We start from the raw sequence: 18,487 nt of genomic DNA, 5'->3' as shown, positions 1-18,487 counted from the left end.
CCCCACAGCGGGAAAGAAGGAGATGTGATCAATCGCATAGCGACGCCCGGGGCGGCGGGCGTCACGCGGTCGTGGGCGGGCTTTTGACCGGTTAGCGGCCCGATCGGCAGCCGGGATGATCACCTCTTCAGGCGTTCGGTTGGGTGTCGATTGAGTAACAGCACTTGATGTGAGGCAAAATCTCCGCCTCGGGTCGGGCACAAAGTCCGACCCCCCGCGCGTTACGTGCGCTGGAGATACCACAGACACCCGGAGGGGGAGAACGAAATGGCAACCGACTACGACACTCCACGCAAGACCGATGACGATGTCAACGAGGACAGCATCGAGGAACTGAAGGCCCGGCGGAACGACAAGTCGGCGTCCACCGTCGACGTCGACGAGTTCGAGCAGGCGGAGGGCCTGGAGCTGCCCGGCGCCGACCTCTCGAACGAGGAGCTTTCCGTTCGGGTCCTGCCTCGCCAGGCCGACGAGTTCACCTGCATGAGCTGCTTCCTCGTGCACCACCGGTCGCAGCTGGCGAAGGAGAAGGACGGTCAGCCGATCTGCCGCGACTGCGCGGCATGAGCGCCGGCCCGGGCGTGCCCTCAGGCCGCGTCCGGGCGGGCCTTGGTGAGCGCCGCGGTGAGGCGGTCGGGCTGCCGGGTGGAGAGATACAGGTACGGAGTGGGATCATCCGGATCCGTCACCTCGACCCGGACGGCCGTCGGGATGTAGGCGCGCAGCAACATATGGGCCCGGGCATCCGCACGGTGGGTGCGCCAGGCGCGCGCCTCCTCGGCGTCGAGCGCCCGGGCCTCGCCCAGGGCCGTGAGCGGGATCCTGGCGTCGCCCGCGACCAGCGAGCCGGCCACCACCCGGATCCGGGCCGAGCCGTAGGCGCTCAGCGCCACCCCGGAGAGGGCCCCGCCCGCGGCGAGGCCGCACAACAGGGGCACGAGGCCCAGCGGCACCAGGGCGAATCCCAGCAGCAGCACGCCCAGCAGGGCCATCAGCCACCACCTCGCGGGCACGGTCAGTCGCTCGTCGTACGGCTTCATGGCCCCAGCATCGCAGGCTCGTCCCCAGGGGCCGTCGGCGGCGGTAGGGTCTGCATCGTGAGTGCCGACTCTGTGAGCCCTAGTCCGCTGGACGTTCCGCTCCGGCGGATCGATCCGGCGGTCCCCGTCCCCTCCCGAGCGCATCCGGGAGACGCGGGGGTCGACCTGGTGACCACCCAGGCCGCCGAGCTGGCGCCGGGCGAGCGCGCGGTGCTGCCCACGGGGGTGGCCATCGCCCTCCCCGACGGTTACGCGGCGTTCGTGCACCCGCGCTCCGGGCTCGCCGCCCGCTGCGGGGTGTCCATGGTCAACGCGCCAGGCACCATCGACGCCGGGTACCGTGGAGAGATCAAGGTCATCGTGATCAATCTGGATCCGCGGGAGACCGTGCGGTTCCAGCCGTTCGACCGGATCGCCCAGCTCGTCGTCCAGCAGGTGGCGGCGGTGCGTTTCCACGAGGTCACGGAGCTGCCGGATTCGGCGCGGGCCACGGGGGGTTTCGGCTCCACGGGCGGCCATGCCGGCCTGGTGACCCACCCCTACGCTGCGGTCGGCCCCGGCGGGAGCGCCGACCGGAAAGGACTCTGACGTGTTCGGACGTCGTCGCAAGCGGAACGAGGAGCCGGCCGAGGCGGCGGAGGCGGTCGAGGCCACCACCGATGAGGCTCCCGACGAGGAGGAGGTGCGCCGGGTCAAGCTGGAGCCGGCGCCCCGCCCCGACGGTCCCTGGGACCTGAGCGAGGTGGGCAGTCCCTCCGAGGGCCGCGTGGACCTCGGCGGCCTCTTCGTGCCCGGCGTGCAGGGCATGGAGCTGCGCGTGGAGGTCGCGGGAGACGCGATCGTCGCCGCGACCGTGGTCCTCAAGGACAGCGCGGTCCAGCTCCAGGCGTTCGCGGCCCCCAAGCGCGAGGGCATCTGGGCGGAGGTGCGCGAGGAGATCGCCGCCGGCATCACCCAGCAGGGCGGCGTGATCGAGGAGATCGAGGGGCCGCTCGGCTGGGAGCTGCGGGCCCGGGTGCCGGTGCAGCTGCCGGACGGCAAGCGCGGCATGCAGGTCGTGCGGTTCGTCGGCGTCGACGGCCCGCGCTGGTTCCTGCGCGGCGTGATCTCCGGCCAGGGCGCGGTCCAGCCGCAGGCGGCCGGCGTCCTCGAGCAGATCTTCCGGGACACCGTGGTGGTCCGTGGCGACGGCCCGATGGCCCCCCGTGACCCGATCGTCCTCAAGCTGCCGCAGGACGCGCAGATGGTGCCGGACGGTGTGAAGCAGGAGCAGGCGGCCGCCGACGGCGCCCAGGTCTCCCGCTTCGCCGGCGGCCTCGACAAGCTGCGCAGGGGCCCGGAGATCTCCGAGGTCAGGTAGGCGCCTCCCGCGCGGGTGTGTCAGGCGCCCGCGCGGGTACTCGGGGCTCTCCGTCACGGAAGGTCCCGTCATGAGCAGAGGCAGAGGACGCCACCGCCTCGAGCGGACCGGCACCGAGCCGATCACCGCGTACAGCGACATCCGGCTGCGCATCCTGCTGTCCGCGATCTTCACCCCGCTGTTCGCCGCCGCCACGGTCGCCTTCGCCATCTGGCTGGGCGCCTCGGGCCCGCACTCCTCGCCGGGGCGTGGCCCGCTGATCGCGCTGACCGTGGGGTGCGCGGTCCTCACCCTGGCCGCCGCGACCGACCTGACGATCCTGCTGCGGCGCCGCCGGGAGGCGCGCGACGAGGAGCAGAACGAGCAGGACCGGGGCGAAGCACCCTAGAAGCGACCCTTGGCATACGGACCCCGTCAACGACGGCACGTCCGTCATCAGGGTGTCGTCAACGAACGCCGCGGCGGCCGCGAACAGGAGTTCCCTGAGCGAGTAAGTGTCAGACCACTCGTTCAGGAGAACCGATGGCCGACCTGGTCTTCGTCCTGGTCATCCTCGCGGGGTTCGCGTTGGTGGCCCTCACCGCCCGCGGGGTGGCCAAGCTGTGAGCGCCGAGAACATCGTCGGTCTCTGCGTGGCCGCCGGCCTCCTCGGCTACCTGGTCCTCGCCCTGCTCTTCCCCGAGAGATTCTGAGGGCCGCCGACCATGAGCACCCCCCTGGCCGACGTGCTCCAGATATCCGCCCTCGTCGTGGCGCTCGTCCTGGTGCACCGCCCCTTCGGCGACTACATGGCCGCCGTCTACTCCTCCAGGAAGCACCTGCGCGCCGAGCGGCTGATCTACCGCTGCGTCGGCGCCGACCCCGACGCCGAGATGAGCTGGACCGCCTACCTGCGCTCCGTGCTCGCCTTCTCCGCCGTCGGCGTGCTCTTCCTCTACCTGCTGCTGCGGGTCCAGGACCTGCTGCCGCTCTCGCTCGGCTTCGCCGGCATCCCCGCCGACCAGGCCTTCAACACCGCCGTCTCCTTCGTCTCCAACACCAACTGGCAGTCGTACTCCGGCGAATCGGCCATGGGCCACCTGGTCCAGGCCGGCGGCCTCGCCGTGCAGAACTTCCTCTCGGCCGCCGTCGGCATGGCCGTCGCCATCGCCCTGGTCCGCGGCTTCGTCCGATTCCGCACCGGCGAGCTCGGCAACTTCTGGACCGACCTGGTGCGCGGCACCGTCCGCGTCCTGCTGCCGATCTCCGTGCTCGCCGCGATCGTGCTGGTGGCGCTCGGCGCCGTCCAGAACTTCTCCGGCGGCCACGAGGTGACCACCCTCACCGGCGCCACCCAGCACATCACCGGCGGCCCGGTCGCCTCCCAGGAGGCGGTGAAGAACCTGGGCACCAACGGCGGCGGCTTCTACAACGCCAACTCCGCCCACCCCTTCGAGAACCCCGACGGCATCAGCAACCTCCTGGAGATCTTCCTGCTGCTGCTCATCCCGTTCTCGCTGCCCCGCACCTTCGGCCGGATGGTCGGCAACGTGCGGCAGGGCTACGCCGTCGTCGCCGCGATGGGCGTCATCTGGCTGGCCGGCGTCATCGCCGTCACCATCGTCGAGCACCAGGCGCCGGGCACCGCCTCCCAGGCGGCAGGCGGCTCCATGGAGGGCAAGGAGCAGCGCTTCGGCATCGGGGGCTCCTCGCTGTTCGCGGTCTCCACCACCATGACCTCGACCGGCTCGGTCAACTCCTTCCACGACTCCTTCCAGGGACTCTCCGGCGGCGTGCTGATCTTCGGCATGGTGCTCGGCGAGATCGCCCCGGGCGGCGTCGGTTCCGGCCTCTACGGCATGCTGATCATGGCTGTGATCGCCGTCTTCATCGCCGGCCTGATGGTCGGCAGGACCCCCGAGTACCTGGGCAAGAAGATCGGCACCCGCGAGATCAAGCTCGCCGCCTGCGCGATCCTCGTCTCCCCGGCCCTCACGCTGATCGGCACCGCCCTCGCCATGGGGCTCGGCGACGGCGAGGAGTCCATGACCAACACCGGGCCACACGGCTTCTCCGAGGTCCTCTACGCCTACGCCTCGGCCTCCAACAACAACGGCAGCGCCTTCGCCGGCCTGGCCGCCAACACCGACTTCTTCAACACCACCCTCGGCATCTGCATGCTGCTGGGCCGATTCCTGCCCGTCGTGTTCGTCCTGGCGCTGGCGGGCTCGCTCGCCGGGCAGCGCCGCGTCCCCGTGACCGTCGGCACCCTCTCCACCCACCGGCCGCTCTTCAGCGGCCTGCTGGTGGCCACCGCCGTGGTCGTCGCGGGGCTGACGTTCTTCCCGGCGCTCTCCCTCGGCCCGCTCGCGGAAGGACTCGCAGCGTGAGCACCACCACCCCCGCCCGCCCCGAGGCCGGTGCCCGGCACCGGCACCCCGCCCACCCGGGGGCCCGGGTGGCCCGCGGCGGCTTCGATCCGAAGCTGCTGTGGTCCTCGCTGCCCAGCGCGCTCACCAAGCTGGACCCGCGCGCCATGGTCAGGTCGCCGGTGATGTTCGTCGTGCTGATCGGCTCGGCGCTCACCACCGTGCTGGCCGCCGCCGAACCCAGTGACGTGTTCGGCTGGGCCATTGCCGGCTGGCTCTGGCTCACCGTCCTCTTCGCCAACCTCGCCGAGGCCGTCGCCGAGGGGCGCGGCCGCGCCCAGGCCGCCTCGCTGCGCGCCGCCCGCACCGACACCGTCGCCCGCCGGCTCGTCGACGCCGGCGGGGACGAGGAGCGGGTGCCGGGCACCGCGCTGCGCGTCGGCGACCTCGTGGTCTGCGAGGCCGGCGACGTGATCCCCGGCGACGGCGACGTGGTCGAGGGCGTGGCCTCGGTCGACGAGTCCGCCATCACCGGGGAGTCGGCACCCGTCATCCGCGAGTCCGGCGGCGACCGCTCGGCCGTCACCGGCGGCACCCGGGTGCTCTCCGACCGGATCACCGTCCGGATCACCACCAGGCCAGGCGAGACCTTCCTCGACCGGATGATCTCCCTGGTCGAGGGCGCGGCCCGGCAGAAGACACCCAACGAGATCGCCCTCAACATCCTGCTGGCCAGCCTGACCATCGTCTTCCTGCTGGCCGTGGTCACCCTCCAGCCGTTCGCCGTCTACGCCGGCGCCGAGCAGTCGCTCGTGGTCCTCACCGCGCTGCTGGTCTGCCTCATCCCCACCACCATCGGCGCGCTGCTCTCCGCCATCGGCATCGCCGGCATGGACCGACTGGTGCAGCGCAACGTGTTGGCCACCTCCGGCCGGGCCGTCGAGGCGGCCGGTGACGTGTCCACCCTGCTGCTGGACAAGACCGGCACCATCACGCACGGCAACCGGCGGGCCGCCGAACTCCTGCCGGCCGCCGGCGTCACCCGGGAGGAGCTGGCCGAGGCCGCCCAGCTGTCCTCGCTGGCCGACGAGACCCCCGAGGGCCGCTCCATCGTCACCCTGGCGGTGGCGGAGTACGGCCGGCCGGCCCGCGACCGCGACGACCTGACCGACGCCGACTGGGTCCCGTTCACCGCCCAGACCCGGATGTCGGGCGTCGACGCCGACGGCCGGCGCATCCGCAAGGGCGCGGTCGGCGCCGTCACCGGCTGGGTCGTCGAACTCGGCGGCACGGTCTCGGACGCCACGCTCGGCACGGTCGAGTCCATCAGCGCCGGCGGCGGCACCCCGCTGCTGGTCGCGGACGGACCCCGGGTGCTCGGCGTCGTCCACCTCAAGGACGTCGTCAAGGAGGGACTGCGCGAGCGCTTCGAACAGCTGCGGGCCATGGGCATCAAGACGGTGATGATCACCGGCGACAACGCCCGCACCGCCAAGGCCATCGCGGCGGAGGCCGGCGTCGACGACTACCTCGCCGAGGCCACGCCGGAGGACAAGATGGCCCTGATCAAGCGGGAACAGGCCGGCGGCCGGCTGGTCGCCATGACCGGCGACGGCACCAACGACGCCCCGGCCCTGGCCCAGGCGGACGTCGGCGTCGCCATGAACACCGGCACCTCGGCCGCCAAGGAGGCCGGGAACATGGTGGACCTGGACTCCGACCCCACCAAGCTGATCGACATCGTGCAGATCGGCAAGCAGCTGCTGATCACCCGCGGCGCGTTGACGACGTTCTCGATCGCCAACGACATCGCCAAGTACTTCGCGATCATCCCGGCGATGTTCGCCGTCGCCTCTCCGGGCCTCGACTCGCTCAACATCATGCGGCTGTCCTCGCCCGAGTCGGCCATCCTGTCGGCCGTCGTCTTCAACGCGCTGATCGTGGTGGCCCTGGTGCCACTCGCGCTGCGCGGCGTCGCCTACCGGCCGCTGGGCGCCGACCAGCTGCTCAGCCGCAACCTCGGCGTCTTCGGCATCGGCGGCCTGATCGCCCCGTTCGTCGGCATCAAGGCGATCGATCTGCTCGTCTCACTGCTCCCTGGGATCGGGTGACACTCGACATGAACATCAGAACCCCCCTGCGCACCGTCTGGGCCGCGCTCCGGGCCCTGCTGGTGCTGACCGTGGTCACCGGCGTCCTCTACCCGCTGGCCGTCACGGGCGTGGCCCAGGCCGCGTTCGGCGACCGGGCCGACGGCTCGCCGGTCCAGGCCGACGGGCGGGACGTCGGCTCGGCGCTGATCGGCCAGACCTGGAACGACGCCAACGGCGACCCCGACCCGCGCTGGTTCCAGCCACGCCCTTCCAACAGCGGCTACGACCCGACCGCGACCGGCTCAAGCCAGCTGGGCGCCAGCGATCCGACGCTGCTGGCGTCGGTCGAGGAGACGCGCGCGGCGGTCGCCGCCTTCAACGGCGTGCCGGAGTCGGCGGTACCGCCGGACGCGGTGACGGGCTCGGCCTCGGCGATCGACCCGCACATCTCGCCGGCCTACGCGGAGATCCAGGTCGCCCGGGTGGCCTCGGCGAACGGGCTCTCCCCGGACCGCGTCGAGCGGCTGGTCGCCGACCACACGGAAGGACGCGACCTGGGCTTCCTCGGCGACGAACGGGTCAATGTGCTGGAGCTGAACGTGGCTCTGCGGGCTGTTGTCACGGCGGGCGGGGAGTAGCCCCCTTCGTTTGGCGCTTGGCGTTGGCCGCCGGCCCGACCAGGCGGCGCAGCCGCCGGGGTCGGGCCTTGCGGCCGTGCCGTGCGGTGCCGCGCCCACCCACCCGCCCTTGGCAGGTGGCCTCGCGCGGCGCTGGCCGGGGGGCCCGGCGGCGGAGCCGCCGTGGGCCATCGGCCCGCCGAGTCGGGTACGGCGCGCAGCGCGACGGGCCCGTGCGGTGCCGCGCCCACCCACCCGCCCTCCGGGCGGGTCGTCGCGCGGCGCTGGCCGCGTGGCCCGGCGGCGCAGCCGCCCGCAGGCCATCGGCCCTCCGGCCTGCCACCCGCGCGAAGCGCCGGGCACCCGGCGGCAAAGCCGCCACAGGCCCGGCCCGCAGGGCCACCCGCGCGCAGCGCGTGAAAAGGGCGGGTGGGTGGGGGAAAACCCGGCGCGAAGCGCCGGCTGCCCACGGCGGAGCCGCCGGGCCGGGAAGGGTGGGTGGGTGGGGAACAACCCCCGCGGAGTGCACCCGGCGCGGCACGCCGTCATGGCGCCGCCGTCGCGTCCGTCACGCGGGAGAGCGTGAAGTCGTGGTCGCGACGATGGTCGTGGCACCAGCCGTACATCGCCCCCGGTGGGTCGAGCGTCAGCTCGTCCATCGCGCAGCGGCGCGCTCGGCCGTGTTCGTCGGGGTGTTCGAGCAGGACCCGGGCCCCGGTGTCGATGCCGCGGGCCAGGTCGCGGACCGCGTCGGGGGAGAGCTGGGGCGCGGCCTGGCGGAGGAACTCGGCGGAGCGTTTGGCGGCCACCAGCAGCTGGGCCACCACCCGCTCCAGGCGTTCCGGCTCGGGGCGGCCGACGGAGGCCGCGTAGCCGCGCTGGCCCGGCAGGGGGGCGCGGCGTTCCGGTTGTGGCGCCGGCTTGGGGCGTTCGGTGCGTTCGACCTGGACGGTGCCGTCCACCGCCTCGGTGACCGGCGCGTAGCCGGCGGTCCGCAGGGCGGCCAGCGTCTCGGGTGCGGGGGTGCGGCTGACCAGGACCGTGGGGGCCAGCTGGCGCAGGCCGAGCGGGGCAAGCTTGCGGTGGTAGATGATCTCGGTGAGCAGCGCCGGCTCAGGGGCGTGGATGACGCAGCCGGCGGAGACCACCCGGAGTTGGCCGTGGCGCCTGGCGGTGTCGGCGATCAGATAGCGCAGGGGCTGGGGGAGCGGGCCGCCGTTGAGCCCGGTCAGCTCGGACTCGATGGAGGTGGCGCTGCCGCCCGCGTCCAGGCCCCGGCGGATGCTGCCGGGCGTGAAGCGCCAGACCGAGGCGGCGCCGCGGGACTCGCGGTCGGCGACCGCGTCCAGCGTGCGTTCCAGGCGGGCGGAGGGCGCGCCGGCCACCACGGCCGTCAGGTCGCCGCCGATCCTGGCCCGCTCGCTGGCGGCCGGCAGCAGGCGGCGCGCGGCCTCGACCAGCGCCGTCTCGTCGTCGGCGAGCAGCGCGGCGCCGAGCGGCGAGAGCGTGCCGTGCGCCAGCACGCCAAGCCGGCTTGCCTCGGCGAGCAGGGTGGTGAACGGCGGGGTGTCCTCGTCGAGCCTGGCGGCCAGCGGCCGGTGCCAGGCGACCACGGCGCCGAGCGCGGCCGGTTCGGCGGCGCCCCTGCCGGCCGGCAGCCGGGAGGCGGCGTTGAGCAGGGTGCGGCGGGCGATCGTGACGTCCCTGCGCGGTGGGAGTTCGAGCAGCGCCGGCAGCGTCCTGCCCTCCCGGTCCCTGGTCCTGGTGGGGGTGGCCGGCACCGAGCGCCAGGCGCGCAGCAGGATGGCCGCGCGGTGGCCCGGGTCGCCGGCCAGCCATGTGTCGTAGTCGGCGGTGGCCGGGAAGCGGTCCTCGTCCCGGCAGAGCAGTCCCGCGGCCCTGCCGAGTTCGAGGGCGAGCCGGACGTCGGTCTCCTCGCAGCCGGCCGCCCTGCCGAGGCGCAGCAGCTCGCGCGGGCCGACGCCGCCGGTCTTGCGCCGCTCGGGCGGGCGCGCCGCGCACTCGGCGAGCACCGCGGCCGCCCGGTCGAGGAACGCGAACGCCGAGGCCGCCGCCTCCTTGGCCACCGCCTCGGCCGGGGCGGACACCAGCGGCGGGGCCGGCGGCCCGGCGGCGAACGGCGCCCGCCAGTCGGGGCCGCGCAGGATCAGGGCCACCTCGGCCGGCATCTGGGCCGGCACCTGCCCGTAGCGCGCTCGCAGCAGCAGGCCGCGGTCGAGCGCCCACCGCAGCCCGGGCAGCGAACTCGGCACCGGCTCGGTCCGCACCGCCCGGCTGTGGTCGAGCAGCAGCTCGCGCGAGGCCGGCGGCGCCGAGGCCACCAGGTCGCGCACCAGACCCGGGTCCGTGTGGTGCGCCAGCAGCGTGTCCAGCCGGCGCTGCCTGGTCTCGGGCGGCGTGATGCCCAGGGCCTCGACCATCCCCCGCAGCTCCTCGGTGGTCTTCTCGTCGAGCAGCTCGGCGAGCCCGGTCCCGAGGCCGAGCGGCGTCGGCCAGGTCTTCGCCACCTGCTCGGCCAGGTACCAGAGGCCCCGCTCGTCCTGCCAGGCGAGCGCGTGGCCGGCCAGCTCCGTCAGCGCGAGATCGAGGCCGCGGGCCCCCTCGCCGTCCGCCTCGCGCAGCAGGCCGGCGAGCCGCTCCCGTGCCACCCCCGGACCTATGGCCCCCGACGCGGCGAGCGCCTCCGCCACCTGGAGGCAGCGCAGCGGCACCCGGGACATGGCCCGCGCGACCGACGCCTTGTCCAGCAGGCGGGTGGCCAGGTCGCCGAGGTCGTTCGGGGCGTACGGCTGGAGCGTGTCGGGCCGGGCCGCGAGCAGGGCGCGTAGTTGCCCCGCCGGCAGCCCGCCGAGCCAGGCGCTGAGCGGGAAGCCGGGGGAGGCGCTGGGCGACGACGTGCTGATCGAACTCACCTCATGACCGTGATGCGACGCTATGGAGTCGGACGGTCACCGTATCGGCCCGCTCGTCGGGCCGGGGCCGAAACGGAGAAAGAATGGGGAAACTATGCCCCCCTCGCCCCGGGGGTTGATTTCATACGGGACCCTGACGCCCGCGCCCACCGCGATCACCTGGTGCTTCGCCGGCGAGGTACGACAATGGGGTCATGGCACGCCGCGGCAAACTACGCATCTATCTCGGCGCGGCCCCCGGAGTCGGCAAGACCTACGCGATGCTGTCCGAGGCCCACCGCCGCGTCGAGCGTGGCACCGACGTGGTCGTGGCGCTCGTCGAACACCACGACCGGCCCCGCACCCAGGTGCTGCTGCACGGCCTCGAACAGGTGCCGCGCCAGGAGATCCGCTACCGCGACGGCGTCTTCGGCGAGATGGACACCGACGCCGTGCTCCGCCGCCGCCCGCAGGTCGCGCTGGTGGACGAGCTGGCCCACACCAACGTGCCGGGCGGTCGCAACGAGAAGCGCTGGCAGGACATCGAGGAGCTGCTCGACGCCGGCATCGACGTGGTCTCCACCGTCAACATCCAGCACCTGGAATCCCTCGGCGACGTCGTCGAGTCGATCACCGGCGTCCGCCAGAAGGAGACCGTGCCGGACGCCGTCGTGCGCCGCGCCGACCAGATCGAGCTGGTCGACATGGCCCCCGAGGCGCTGCGCCGGCGGATGGCCCACGGCAACATCTACGCCCCCGACAAGGTGGACGCGGCGCTCTCCCACTACTTCCGCCCCGGCAACCTGACGGCGCTGCGCGAGCTCGCCCTGCTGTGGACGGCCGACCGGGTCGACGCCTACCTGCGCCGCTACCGCGACGAGCACGGCATACGCTCCACCTGGCACGCCCGCGAGCGCCTGGTGGTCGGCCTCACCGGCGGCCCCGAGGGCTCCACCCTGATCCGCCGCGCCGCCCGGATGGCCGCCAAGAGCTCGGGCAGCGAGATCATGGCCGTCTACATCTCGCGCGCCGACGGCCTCACCTCGGCCTCGCCCCGCGAGCTCGCCGCCCAGCGCACCCTCGTCGAGCAGCTCGGCGGCACCTTCCACCACGTCATAGGCGACGAGGTCCCGGCCGCCCTGCTCGACTTCGCGCGCGGCGTCAACGCCAACCAGATAGTCCTCGGCTCCAGCCGCCGCAAGACCTGGCAGTACATCTTCGGGCCCGGCGTCGGCGCCACCGTGGCCCGCGACTCGGGCCCCGACATCGACGTGCACATCGTCACCCACGACGAGGTCGCCAAGGGCCGGGGCCTGCCGGCCGCCCGCGGCGCCCGGCTCGGCCGCTCGCGCATCGTCGCCGGCTGGCTGATCGGCGTGCTGGGGCCCGTCCTGCTGACCCTGGGGCTCGCCCAGCCGGAGCCCGGCGCCGAGTTCGCCAGCGACGTGCTGCTCTTCCTCTCCGTCACCGTGCTCGCCGCCCTGGTCGGCGGACTGCTCCCCGGCCTGTTCTCGGCCGCCTTCGGCTCGCTGCTGCTCAACTTCTACTTCGCCCGGCCCATCCACCAGTGGTCCATCGCGGAGGGCCACAACATCGTGGCCATCATCGTGTTCTTCGCCATCGCGGTCGCCGTGGCCACCGTCGTCGACCGCTCCGCGCGCCGCACCCAGCAGGCGGCCAGGCTGCGCGCCGAGTCCGAGACGCTGACGCTGCTCGCCGGCAGCGTGCTGCGCGGCGAGGACACCCTGGGCGCGCTGCTGGAGCGGGCCAGGGAGACCTTCGGCATGGAGTCGGCCGCCCTGCTGGAGACCGACCCCGACCGACGGCACTGGACCTGCGTCGGCAGCGTCTCCGTGCCCGACCAGGTCCCGGCCCGCCCCCTGCTGACCCCCGAGGACGCGGACGTCGACGTGCCGGTCGGCGAGCACGCCATGCTGGCCCTCTCCGGCCGGAAGCTGCCGGCCGAGGACCGTCGGGTGCTCACCGCCTTCGCCCTGCACGCGGCCGCCGTCCTCGACCGTCAGCGGCTGAAGTCCGAGGCCCACCGCGCCCACAAGCTCGCCGAGGGCAACCGCATCCGCACCGCCCTGCTGGCCGCCGTCTCGCACGACCTGCGCACCCCGCTGGCCGCCATCAAGGCCAGCGTCTCCAGCCTCCGCTCGGACGACGTGGCCTGGTCGGAGGAGGACGAGGCCGACCTGCTGGAGAGCATCGAGCAGGGCGCCGACCGCCTGGACCAGCTGGTGGGCAACCTGCTCGACATGTCCCGGCTGCAGACCGGCACCGTCGAGCCGCTGATCCGCGAGATGTACCTGGACGAGGTGGTGCCCACGTCGCTCGGCGGCGTCCCCGAGGGCTCCGTCGACCTGGACATCCCCGAGACGCTGCCGCTGGTCGCCGCCGACCCCGGACTCCTCGAACGCGTCGTCGCCAACGTCGTCGAGAACGCCGTCAAGTACAGCCCGGCGGACCGGCAGGTGCTGGTGCGGGCCAGCAGCCTCGGCAACCGCGTCGAGCTGCGCGTCGTGGACCGCGGCCCCGGCGTGCCCGATACCGAGAAGGCACGGATCTTCGAGCCGTTCCAGCGGTACGGCGACACCCCGCGGGGCAACGGGGTCGGCCTCGGCCTCGCGGTCGCGCGCGGCTTCGCCGAGGCCATGGGCGGCACCCTCGACGCCGAGGACACCCCCGGCGGCGGGCTGACCATGGTCATCACCCTGCCCGCCGCCCGCACCCCGAGCCCGGCTCCCCCGGAAGAGACAACGGAAGAGACAACAGCAGAAAGGGCTCCCCATGCATCGGGTGCTCGTAGTCGATGACGAACCCCAGATCCTGCGCGCGCTCGTGATCAACCTCAAGGCCCGCAAGTACGAGGTGGACACCGCCGAGGACGGCGCCGAGGCCCTGCGCCTGGCCGCCGACCGGCACCCGGACGTGGTCATCCTCGACCTCGGTCTTCCCGACATGGACGGGGTGGACGTGATCACCGGCATCCGGGGCTGGACCCGGGTGCCGATCATCGTCCTCTCGGCGCGGCACACCTCGGACGAGAAGGTCGAGGCGCTGGACGCGGGGGCCGACGACTACGTCACCAAGCCCTTCGGCATGGACGAGCTGCTGGCGCGGCTGCGGGCCGCGGTGCGGCGCGCCGAGCCGAGCGGCGCCGCCGAGGACGAGCCGACGGTCGAGACGGCGGACTTCACGGTCGACCTGGCCGCCAAGAAGGTGCACCGGGAGGGCAAGGACGTCCGGCTCACCCCCACCGAGTGGCACCTGCTCGAGGTGCTGATCCGCAACACCGGCCGGCTGGTCAGCCAGAAGCAGCTGCTCCAGGAGGTGTGGGGTCCTTCGTACGGCACGGAGACCAACTACCTGCGGGTCTACATGGCGCAGCTGCGCCGCAAGCTGGAGGCCGACCCGTCCGTGCCGCGCCATCTGATCACCGAACCGGGTATGGGTTACCGCTTCGAGCGCTGAGCCGTGGGTCGATCACGTTACGCTGAGAGCATGAGTGCCGAAGGCCGCCCCCCTCGGAGGCGGTGGAAGCTGTTCCCGTGGCCGGGGGCGAAGGGCGCGGACCGCGCCGACCTCGTCGGCGACGAGCAGCCAGCGGACGCGGGCTGCACCAGGATCCGCGACTGCGCGGAGGGCCCGGAGGGCCGCGAGGTGGTGCGGGTCACCGGCACACTGCGTGCGGTCACGCAACGCACGGTGGCCGGCATGCCGGCCCTGCAGGCCGAGCTGGACGACGGCTCGGCCTCCCTGGACGTGGTGTGGCTCGGCAGGCGCGCGATAGCCGGCATCGAGCCCGGCCGAGCGGTCGTCGCCTCCGGGCGGATCGTCAGGACGCACGGCAGGCAGGTGCTGTTCAACCCCCGATACCAGCTGCAACCGCGTGGACAGGAGTAGCCGAGTGACCCGACCAGAGAGTCGCGCCGACACCGACAACGACACCGGCCAGGCCGGCCCCGCCGAGGCCGCCGCCCCCCGGATCGCCGACCAGACGCCGGACGAGGCGGCGACGCGCGCCGCGTTCTTCGAGGCGTTCGGCGGGGTGCGGGGCATGGTCGAGACGACGGTGCCCGGCCTGGTCTTCGTCCTCAGCTACACCATCAACCGCTCCATCAACGTCTCGGCGATCGCCGCGCTCAGCGTCTCCGCCATCCTCGCCGTCTCCCGGCTGATCCAGCGGGACACCCTCAAGCACGCGCTGAGCGGCGTCTTCGGCGTCGCCTTCGGCGCGGTCTTCGCGATGATCTCCGGCGACGCGAAGAACTTCTACCTGCCGGGCATGCTCTACACGCTGGGCCTCGGCGTGGCCTACGTGGCCACGGCGCTGGCCGGCGTGCCGCTCCTCGGCCTCATCCTGGGCCCCGTCTTCCGCGAGAACCTGTCCTGGCGCACCCGCAACCCGGGCCGCAAGCGGGCCTATGTGCGGGCCAGTTACGTCTGGGGCGGCATCCTGCTCGCCAAGTCGGCGATCACCTTCCCCATCTACTTCTGGGGCGACGCGACGCAGCTCGGCTGGCTGCGGGTGGCACTCGGCATCCCGCCGTTCCTCGTCGCCGTCTACTTCACCTGGATCGTCCTGGTGAAGGCGCCGGCGCCGATCGACGTGATCGCCGAATGGGAGGAACGCGAGCGGCGCGAGGCGGCGGCCTCGGAGTAGCCGCCGACGGGTCGCCCCTGGCGGGGCGAAGGCCCCGCCGCTGCGCGCTTGGCGTTGGCCACCGGCCGCACGGCCCGGCGGCGCAGCCGCCGTGGGCCTCGGGCCTGCCTCCCCGCGCGGAGCGCGGAAGAGGGCGGGTGGGTGGTGAAGCTCCGCGTGAAGCGCCGGGCACCGGCCCCGCTGCCACCCCGCGCGAAGCGCGGGAAAGGGCGGGTGGGTGGGGGAAAAGCGGCGCGGAGCGCCCGCGTGGTGGCCTGCCGCCTGGCGCTGGGTGCTGGAGCGCGTGGGGGAGAATCAGGCGGCGCCCGACACCACGCGGCGTGCGGCGGTCACCGTCGCCTGGAGGAGGCTGTGGGAGATGCTGCTGTCGATACCCGAGTCCGGCTGGTACCTGATCGCGGCCGCCGCGACGGCGTGCTTCGTGCTCGGCATGTGGGCCCTGACCAAGGGGATGGAGAGGCCAGGGGCCGGGTGGCGAAGACGGTGGCCCCTCGCCGCGGGGCCGGTGCTCGGCGGCGTCGTGGTGGTGGCCACCCGGCTGGGGTCCGAGCCGGCCTCGGTCTTCCTCTTCCTCTACAGCGTCGCGTTCGCCTCCATCCCGATGGCCCTCCTCCCGGTCCGTGGCCGGCTGCTGCGGGCCACGGCCGCCTACCACTGGAACCCGCACGCCGGGGTCCCGGTCGACCGGCTCATGATGGGCTGGATCGTCGGCTTCCTGTCGGTCGTGTGCCTGGCCGCGACGATCGTGCTGATGGTGGCCCGGTACGAGCCGGGCGTCTGACGTGTCCGGCGTCGCTCACAGCGCGACCCACGCGCCGGAGGCGGCCGACGTGGTGAGCGCCTCCAGCGTCTCCGCCGCCGCCACCGCGTCGGCGGGTGTCGCGGGGGCGCGGTCGGGGGACAGGAAGTCCGCCGCCTCGGCGACCTTCGAGTCGTCGTAGCTCATCGCGTTGCCCGCGCCCGGGTGGAAGCGGCCGTAGTCGCCGTCGCCGGGGGCGGCCGTCCAGCGGGTCACCGGCTGGTTGAGGTAGGAGTCGCCGCGGCTCACCGCCAGTTCGCCGGGGCGGCGGAAGTCCCAGGCGAGCAGGCCGCGCGTGCCGTGGACGGAGAAGCCGTACGCGTTCTGCTCGCCGACCGCCGCGCGGCTCGCCTCGAAGGTGACCGGCACGCCGGCCGCGGTGCGCAGCAGCGCGCAGACGTAGTCCTCGTTCTCCACCTGGCCCGTCGCGGCGTCGGCCGCCGCGACCGCGTAGTGGCTGGTGTCGGCGGCGGACGGCAGCGGGCGGCGCGGGGTGAAGACGGCCGTCTCGGCGACGACGGCCGCCAGGTCGCCCAGCAGGAACCGCACCACGTCGACGCCGTGTGAGGCCAGATCGCCCAGCACGCCGCTGCCGCCGTGCTCCCGGGTGAAGCGCCAGTTCAGCGGGGCCATCGGGTGCGCCGCGTAGTCGGTGAGCAGCTGGCAGCGGGCGTGCGTCGGGGTGCCGATGGCGCCCTCCCGCAGCAGCGCCCGGGCGCGGGCGACGGCCGGGAAGGTGCGGTAGTTGAAGCCGACGGCCGCCCTGACCCCGGCGCGGGCGACGGCCTCGGCGACCGCCCGCGCGTCGGCGGCCGTCAGGCCGACCGGTTTCTCGATCCACAGGTCGCGGCCGGCCTCGGCGACCGCCGTGCCGATCTCCCGGTGCAGCGCGTTGGGCGCTGTCACGCTGACGGCCCGCACCTCCGGGTCGGCCAGCAGTTGCCGCCAGTCGTCGTACCGCCGCACGGGCCCGAACCGCGCGGCGAAGTCGTCGAGCTGTCCTGGCACCGGGTCGGCCACGGCCACCAGCCGTGGCCGGACGCCGAGTTCGGGGTAGTGGTGCGGCAGCCGGGCGTAGGCGCGGGCGTGCACGTGTCCCATCCAGCCCGCGCCGATGATGCCGACGCCGAGATCAGCGGCCTCCACAGCAGCCTCCATGACAGGAGATTCCGAGGTGAGGATGTCCTGACAAGCAATCCCGGGGACGTCAGTCCTCGGGGCGCGGGAACAGCAGCGCCCGCAGCTCCGGCTCCCGGGCCGGCGCCGTCACGAACAGCAGCTCGTCGCCCGCGGCCAGCGCGTCGTCCGGGTCCGGGATCAGCACCCGCGAGCCGCGGATGATCGTCACCAGCGCCGTGTCCTGCGGCCAGGCCACCTCGCCGACCCGGGTGCCGACCAGCGCCGCGCCCTCCGGCAGCGTCAGCTCCATCAGGTTGGCGTCGCCCTGGCTGAACTTCATCAGCCGCACCAGGTCGCCGACGCTCACCGCCTCCTCGACCAGCGCCGACATCAGCCGCGGCGTGGAGACGGCGACGTCGACGCCCCAGGAGTCGTTGAACAGCCACTCGTTGTTGGGGTGGTTGACCCGCGCCACCACCCTCGGCACCCCGTACTCGGTCTTCGCGAGCAGCGACACCACCAGGTTGACCTTGTCGTCGCCGCTCGCCGCGATCACCACCTGGCAGCGCTCGAGCGCCGCCTCGTCCAGCGTGGTGATCTCGCAGGCGTCGGCCAGCAGCCACTCGGCCTCCGGCACCCGCACCACCGAGACGGCCTGCGGCGACTTGTCGATCAGCAGCACGTCGTGGCCGTTCTCCAGCAGCTCGCGGGCCACCGACCTGCCCACCGCGCCGGCCCCGGCGATCACCACCCTCATGCCGGCTCCTCCGGTCCGCGCAGGCACACGGCCTCCACCTCGGCCACCCGGTCGCTGTACATCATCACGTGCACCAGGTCGCCCTCCTGCAGCACCGTGCTCGCGGTCGGCAGCATCGCCTCGCCGAGCCGGGTCAGGAACGCCACCCGCACGCCCGTCCGTTCCTGGAACTCGCTCACCCGGTGCCCGACCCAGCTCTCCGCGACGTGCACCTCGGACAGCTGCACGCCGCCGCTCGGGTCCCGCCACAGCGGCTCGGCGCCGGACGGCAGCAGCCGCCGCAGCATCTGGTCGGCGGTCCAGCGCACCGTGGCCACGGTCGGGATGCCGAACCGCTCGTACACCTCGGCCCGGCGCGGGTCGTAGATGCGGGCCGTGACGTTCTCCACGCCGAACACCTCGCGCGCCACCCGGGCCGCGATGATGTTGGAGTTGTCGCCGCTGCTGACCGCGGCGAAGGCGCCGGCCTCCTGGACCCCGGCCTCCGTGAGGGTGCCGCGGTCGAAGCCCAGGCCGGTCACCCGGCGCCCGGCGAAGCGTGAGCCGAGGCGGCGGAAGGCCGTGGGGTCCTGGTCGATGACGGCGACGGAGTGCCCCCGCTCCTCCAGGGTCTGGGCCAGGGCCGCCCCGACCCGACCACAGCCCATGATCACGATGTGCATAGGTCTCCGTGCCTAGGTCGAACGTCGTGCGAGTCGCGCGAGGGTCGTCGCAGCGCACAACGCTACCGGGCGGCCGGGCGCCTGTCCGTTTCAGGGGCCCACCGGGCGTAA

The 18,487-nt window shown here is 73.5% G+C and carries 18 protein-coding genes; 13 read left to right on the top strand and 5 right to left on the bottom strand.

Annotated features, from left to right (window positions below):
* Positions 1 to 267: 267 nt before the first annotated feature.
* A complete protein-coding gene (locus ACFWI8_RS15645) occupies positions 268 to 567 on the top strand; it encodes a DUF4193 domain-containing protein (protein WP_052851347.1) in 300 nt (99 codons plus the stop codon).
* A gap of 20 nt (positions 568 to 587) precedes the next feature.
* Here the strand turns inward: ACFWI8_RS15645 and ACFWI8_RS15640 are convergent, their stop codons facing one another.
* On the bottom strand, positions 588 to 1,040 hold the full coding sequence (locus ACFWI8_RS15640) for a DUF3093 domain-containing protein (RefSeq protein ID WP_311604379.1): 453 nt from the start codon (positions 1,038 to 1,040) through the stop codon (positions 588 to 590).
* A gap of 72 nt (positions 1,041 to 1,112) precedes the next feature.
* Here ACFWI8_RS15640 and dut point away from each other — a divergent pair, with 72 nt between their 5' ends.
* The 7 genes from dut to kdpC all read left to right on the top strand — a co-directional run bounded on the left by dut (position 1,113) and on the right by kdpC (position 7,479).
* Positions 1,113 to 1,628 (top strand): dUTP diphosphatase, encoded by a 516-nt coding sequence (dut, locus tag ACFWI8_RS15635; protein WP_387090892.1) that lies wholly within the window; start codon positions 1,113 to 1,115, stop codon positions 1,626 to 1,628.
* A gap of 1 nt (position 1,629) precedes the next feature.
* Positions 1,630 to 2,400 (top strand): DUF3710 domain-containing protein, encoded by a 771-nt coding sequence (locus tag ACFWI8_RS15630; RefSeq protein WP_387090864.1) that lies wholly within the window; start codon positions 1,630 to 1,632, stop codon positions 2,398 to 2,400.
* A 70-nt stretch (positions 2,401 to 2,470) separates the two neighbouring features.
* A complete protein-coding gene (locus tag ACFWI8_RS15625) occupies positions 2,471 to 2,788 on the top strand; it encodes a DUF6343 family protein (protein WP_387090861.1) in 318 nt (105 codons plus the stop codon).
* A gap of 214 nt (positions 2,789 to 3,002) precedes the next feature.
* The gene (gene kdpF / locus ACFWI8_RS15620) at positions 3,003 to 3,092 is read left to right on the top strand and encodes a K(+)-transporting ATPase subunit F (RefSeq protein ID WP_311604384.1); all 90 of its coding nucleotides are present in this window, start codon (positions 3,003 to 3,005) and stop codon (positions 3,090 to 3,092) included.
* Positions 3,093 to 3,104: 12 nt separating this feature from the next.
* Positions 3,105 to 4,769, top strand: coding sequence for a potassium-transporting ATPase subunit KdpA (gene kdpA, locus ACFWI8_RS15615; RefSeq protein ID WP_387090857.1), 1,665 nt, complete (start codon positions 3,105 to 3,107; stop codon positions 4,767 to 4,769).
* Positions 4,766 to 6,859, top strand: a complete 2,094-nt coding sequence (gene kdpB, locus ACFWI8_RS15610; RefSeq protein WP_387090854.1) for a potassium-transporting ATPase subunit KdpB — start codon at positions 4,766 to 4,768, stop codon at positions 6,857 to 6,859. The genes kdpA and kdpB overlap by 4 nt, the downstream gene beginning before the upstream one ends.
* Before the next feature lie 8 nt (positions 6,860 to 6,867).
* Positions 6,868 to 7,479 (top strand): potassium-transporting ATPase subunit KdpC, encoded by a 612-nt coding sequence (kdpC, locus tag ACFWI8_RS15605; RefSeq protein ID WP_387090851.1) that lies wholly within the window; start codon positions 6,868 to 6,870, stop codon positions 7,477 to 7,479.
* A gap of 524 nt (positions 7,480 to 8,003) precedes the next feature.
* On the opposite strand, the gene ACFWI8_RS15600 is transcribed toward kdpC, so the two are convergent.
* Positions 8,004 to 10,391 (bottom strand): helicase-associated domain-containing protein, encoded by a 2,388-nt coding sequence (locus tag ACFWI8_RS15600; RefSeq protein ID WP_387090849.1) that lies wholly within the window; start codon positions 10,389 to 10,391, stop codon positions 8,004 to 8,006.
* A 194-nt stretch (positions 10,392 to 10,585) separates the two neighbouring features.
* Here ACFWI8_RS15600 and ACFWI8_RS15595 point away from each other — a divergent pair, with 194 nt between their 5' ends.
* From ACFWI8_RS15595 to ACFWI8_RS15575, 5 genes are all read left to right on the top strand, one after another.
* A complete protein-coding gene (locus ACFWI8_RS15595; RefSeq protein ID WP_387090846.1) occupies positions 10,586 to 13,189 on the top strand; it encodes an ATP-binding protein in 2,604 nt (867 codons plus the stop codon).
* Positions 13,164 to 13,847: a response regulator gene (locus ACFWI8_RS15590; protein ID WP_387090843.1), complete on the top strand. Its 684-nt coding sequence runs from the start codon at positions 13,164 to 13,166 to the stop codon at positions 13,845 to 13,847. The genes ACFWI8_RS15595 and ACFWI8_RS15590 overlap by 26 nt, the downstream gene beginning before the upstream one ends.
* 30 nt (positions 13,848 to 13,877) lie before the next feature.
* Positions 13,878 to 14,279, top strand: a complete 402-nt coding sequence (locus ACFWI8_RS15585; protein ID WP_311604919.1) for an OB-fold nucleic acid binding domain-containing protein — start codon at positions 13,878 to 13,880, stop codon at positions 14,277 to 14,279.
* 4 nt (positions 14,280 to 14,283) lie between these two features.
* Positions 14,284 to 15,039 carry a DUF3159 domain-containing protein gene (locus tag ACFWI8_RS15580; protein ID WP_387090840.1) on the top strand — a complete coding sequence of 252 codons (756 nt, stop codon included), beginning with the start codon at positions 14,284 to 14,286 and terminating at the stop codon, positions 15,037 to 15,039.
* 358 nt (positions 15,040 to 15,397) lie between these two features.
* Positions 15,398 to 15,820 carry a hypothetical protein gene (locus ACFWI8_RS15575; protein WP_387090838.1) on the top strand — a complete coding sequence of 141 codons (423 nt, stop codon included), beginning with the start codon at positions 15,398 to 15,400 and terminating at the stop codon, positions 15,818 to 15,820.
* Positions 15,821 to 15,835: 15 nt separating this feature from the next.
* Here ACFWI8_RS15575 and ACFWI8_RS15570 read toward each other — a convergent pair whose 3' ends face one another.
* From ACFWI8_RS15570 to ACFWI8_RS15560, 3 genes are read right to left on the bottom strand one after another with little or no spacing between them, the layout of a single operon-like run.
* Positions 15,836 to 16,996, bottom strand: coding sequence for a Gfo/Idh/MocA family protein (locus ACFWI8_RS15570; protein WP_387090835.1), 1,161 nt, complete (start codon positions 16,994 to 16,996; stop codon positions 15,836 to 15,838).
* A 49-nt stretch (positions 16,997 to 17,045) separates the two neighbouring features.
* Positions 17,046 to 17,714: a potassium channel family protein gene (locus ACFWI8_RS15565; RefSeq protein ID WP_387090832.1), complete on the bottom strand. Its 669-nt coding sequence runs from the start codon at positions 17,712 to 17,714 to the stop codon at positions 17,046 to 17,048.
* A complete protein-coding gene (locus ACFWI8_RS15560; RefSeq protein ID WP_311601352.1) occupies positions 17,711 to 18,376 on the bottom strand; it encodes a TrkA family potassium uptake protein in 666 nt (221 codons plus the stop codon). The genes ACFWI8_RS15565 and ACFWI8_RS15560 overlap by 4 nt, the downstream gene beginning before the upstream one ends.
* Positions 18,377 to 18,487 lie beyond the last annotated feature (111 nt).

Origin of the sequence: Streptomyces sp. NPDC127098 (genome assembly GCF_042722465.1) — a bacterium.
GTDB lineage: Bacteria > Actinomycetota > Actinomycetes > Streptomycetales > Streptomycetaceae > Streptomyces > Streptomyces millisiae.
The sequence above is the reverse complement of the archived record's forward strand: the minus strand, read 5'-3'. Positions and strand labels throughout refer to the sequence as shown.

Excerpts from the sequence above, each read along its gene's own strand:
- ACFWI8_RS15625 (WP_387090861.1), top strand. The coding sequence starts at position 2,471 with ATGAGCAGAGGCAGAGGACGCCACCGCCTCGAGCGGACCGGCACCGAG.
- ACFWI8_RS15585 (WP_311604919.1), top strand. The coding sequence starts at position 13,878 with ATGAGTGCCGAAGGCCGCCCCCCTCGGAGGCGGTGGAAGCTGTTCCCG.
- ACFWI8_RS15570 (WP_387090835.1), bottom strand. The coding sequence starts at position 16,996 with ATGGAGGCTGCTGTGGAGGCCGCTGATCTCGGCGTCGGCATCATCGGC.
- kdpC (WP_387090851.1), top strand. The coding sequence starts at position 6,868 with ATGAACATCAGAACCCCCCTGCGCACCGTCTGGGCCGCGCTCCGGGCC.
- ACFWI8_RS15645 (WP_052851347.1), top strand. The coding sequence starts at position 268 with ATGGCAACCGACTACGACACTCCACGCAAGACCGATGACGATGTCAAC.
- ACFWI8_RS15560 (WP_311601352.1), bottom strand. The coding sequence starts at position 18,376 with ATGCACATCGTGATCATGGGCTGTGGTCGGGTCGGGGCGGCCCTGGCC.
- ACFWI8_RS15595 (WP_387090846.1), top strand. The coding sequence starts at position 10,586 with ATGGCACGCCGCGGCAAACTACGCATCTATCTCGGCGCGGCCCCCGGA.
- ACFWI8_RS15590 (WP_387090843.1), top strand. The coding sequence starts at position 13,164 with ATGCATCGGGTGCTCGTAGTCGATGACGAACCCCAGATCCTGCGCGCG.
- ACFWI8_RS15565 (WP_387090832.1), bottom strand. The coding sequence starts at position 17,714 with ATGAGGGTGGTGATCGCCGGGGCCGGCGCGGTGGGCAGGTCGGTGGCC.
- kdpA (WP_387090857.1), top strand. The coding sequence starts at position 3,105 with ATGAGCACCCCCCTGGCCGACGTGCTCCAGATATCCGCCCTCGTCGTG.
- ACFWI8_RS15575 (WP_387090838.1), top strand. The coding sequence starts at position 15,398 with ATGCTGCTGTCGATACCCGAGTCCGGCTGGTACCTGATCGCGGCCGCC.
- ACFWI8_RS15640 (WP_311604379.1), bottom strand. The coding sequence starts at position 1,040 with ATGAAGCCGTACGACGAGCGACTGACCGTGCCCGCGAGGTGGTGGCTG.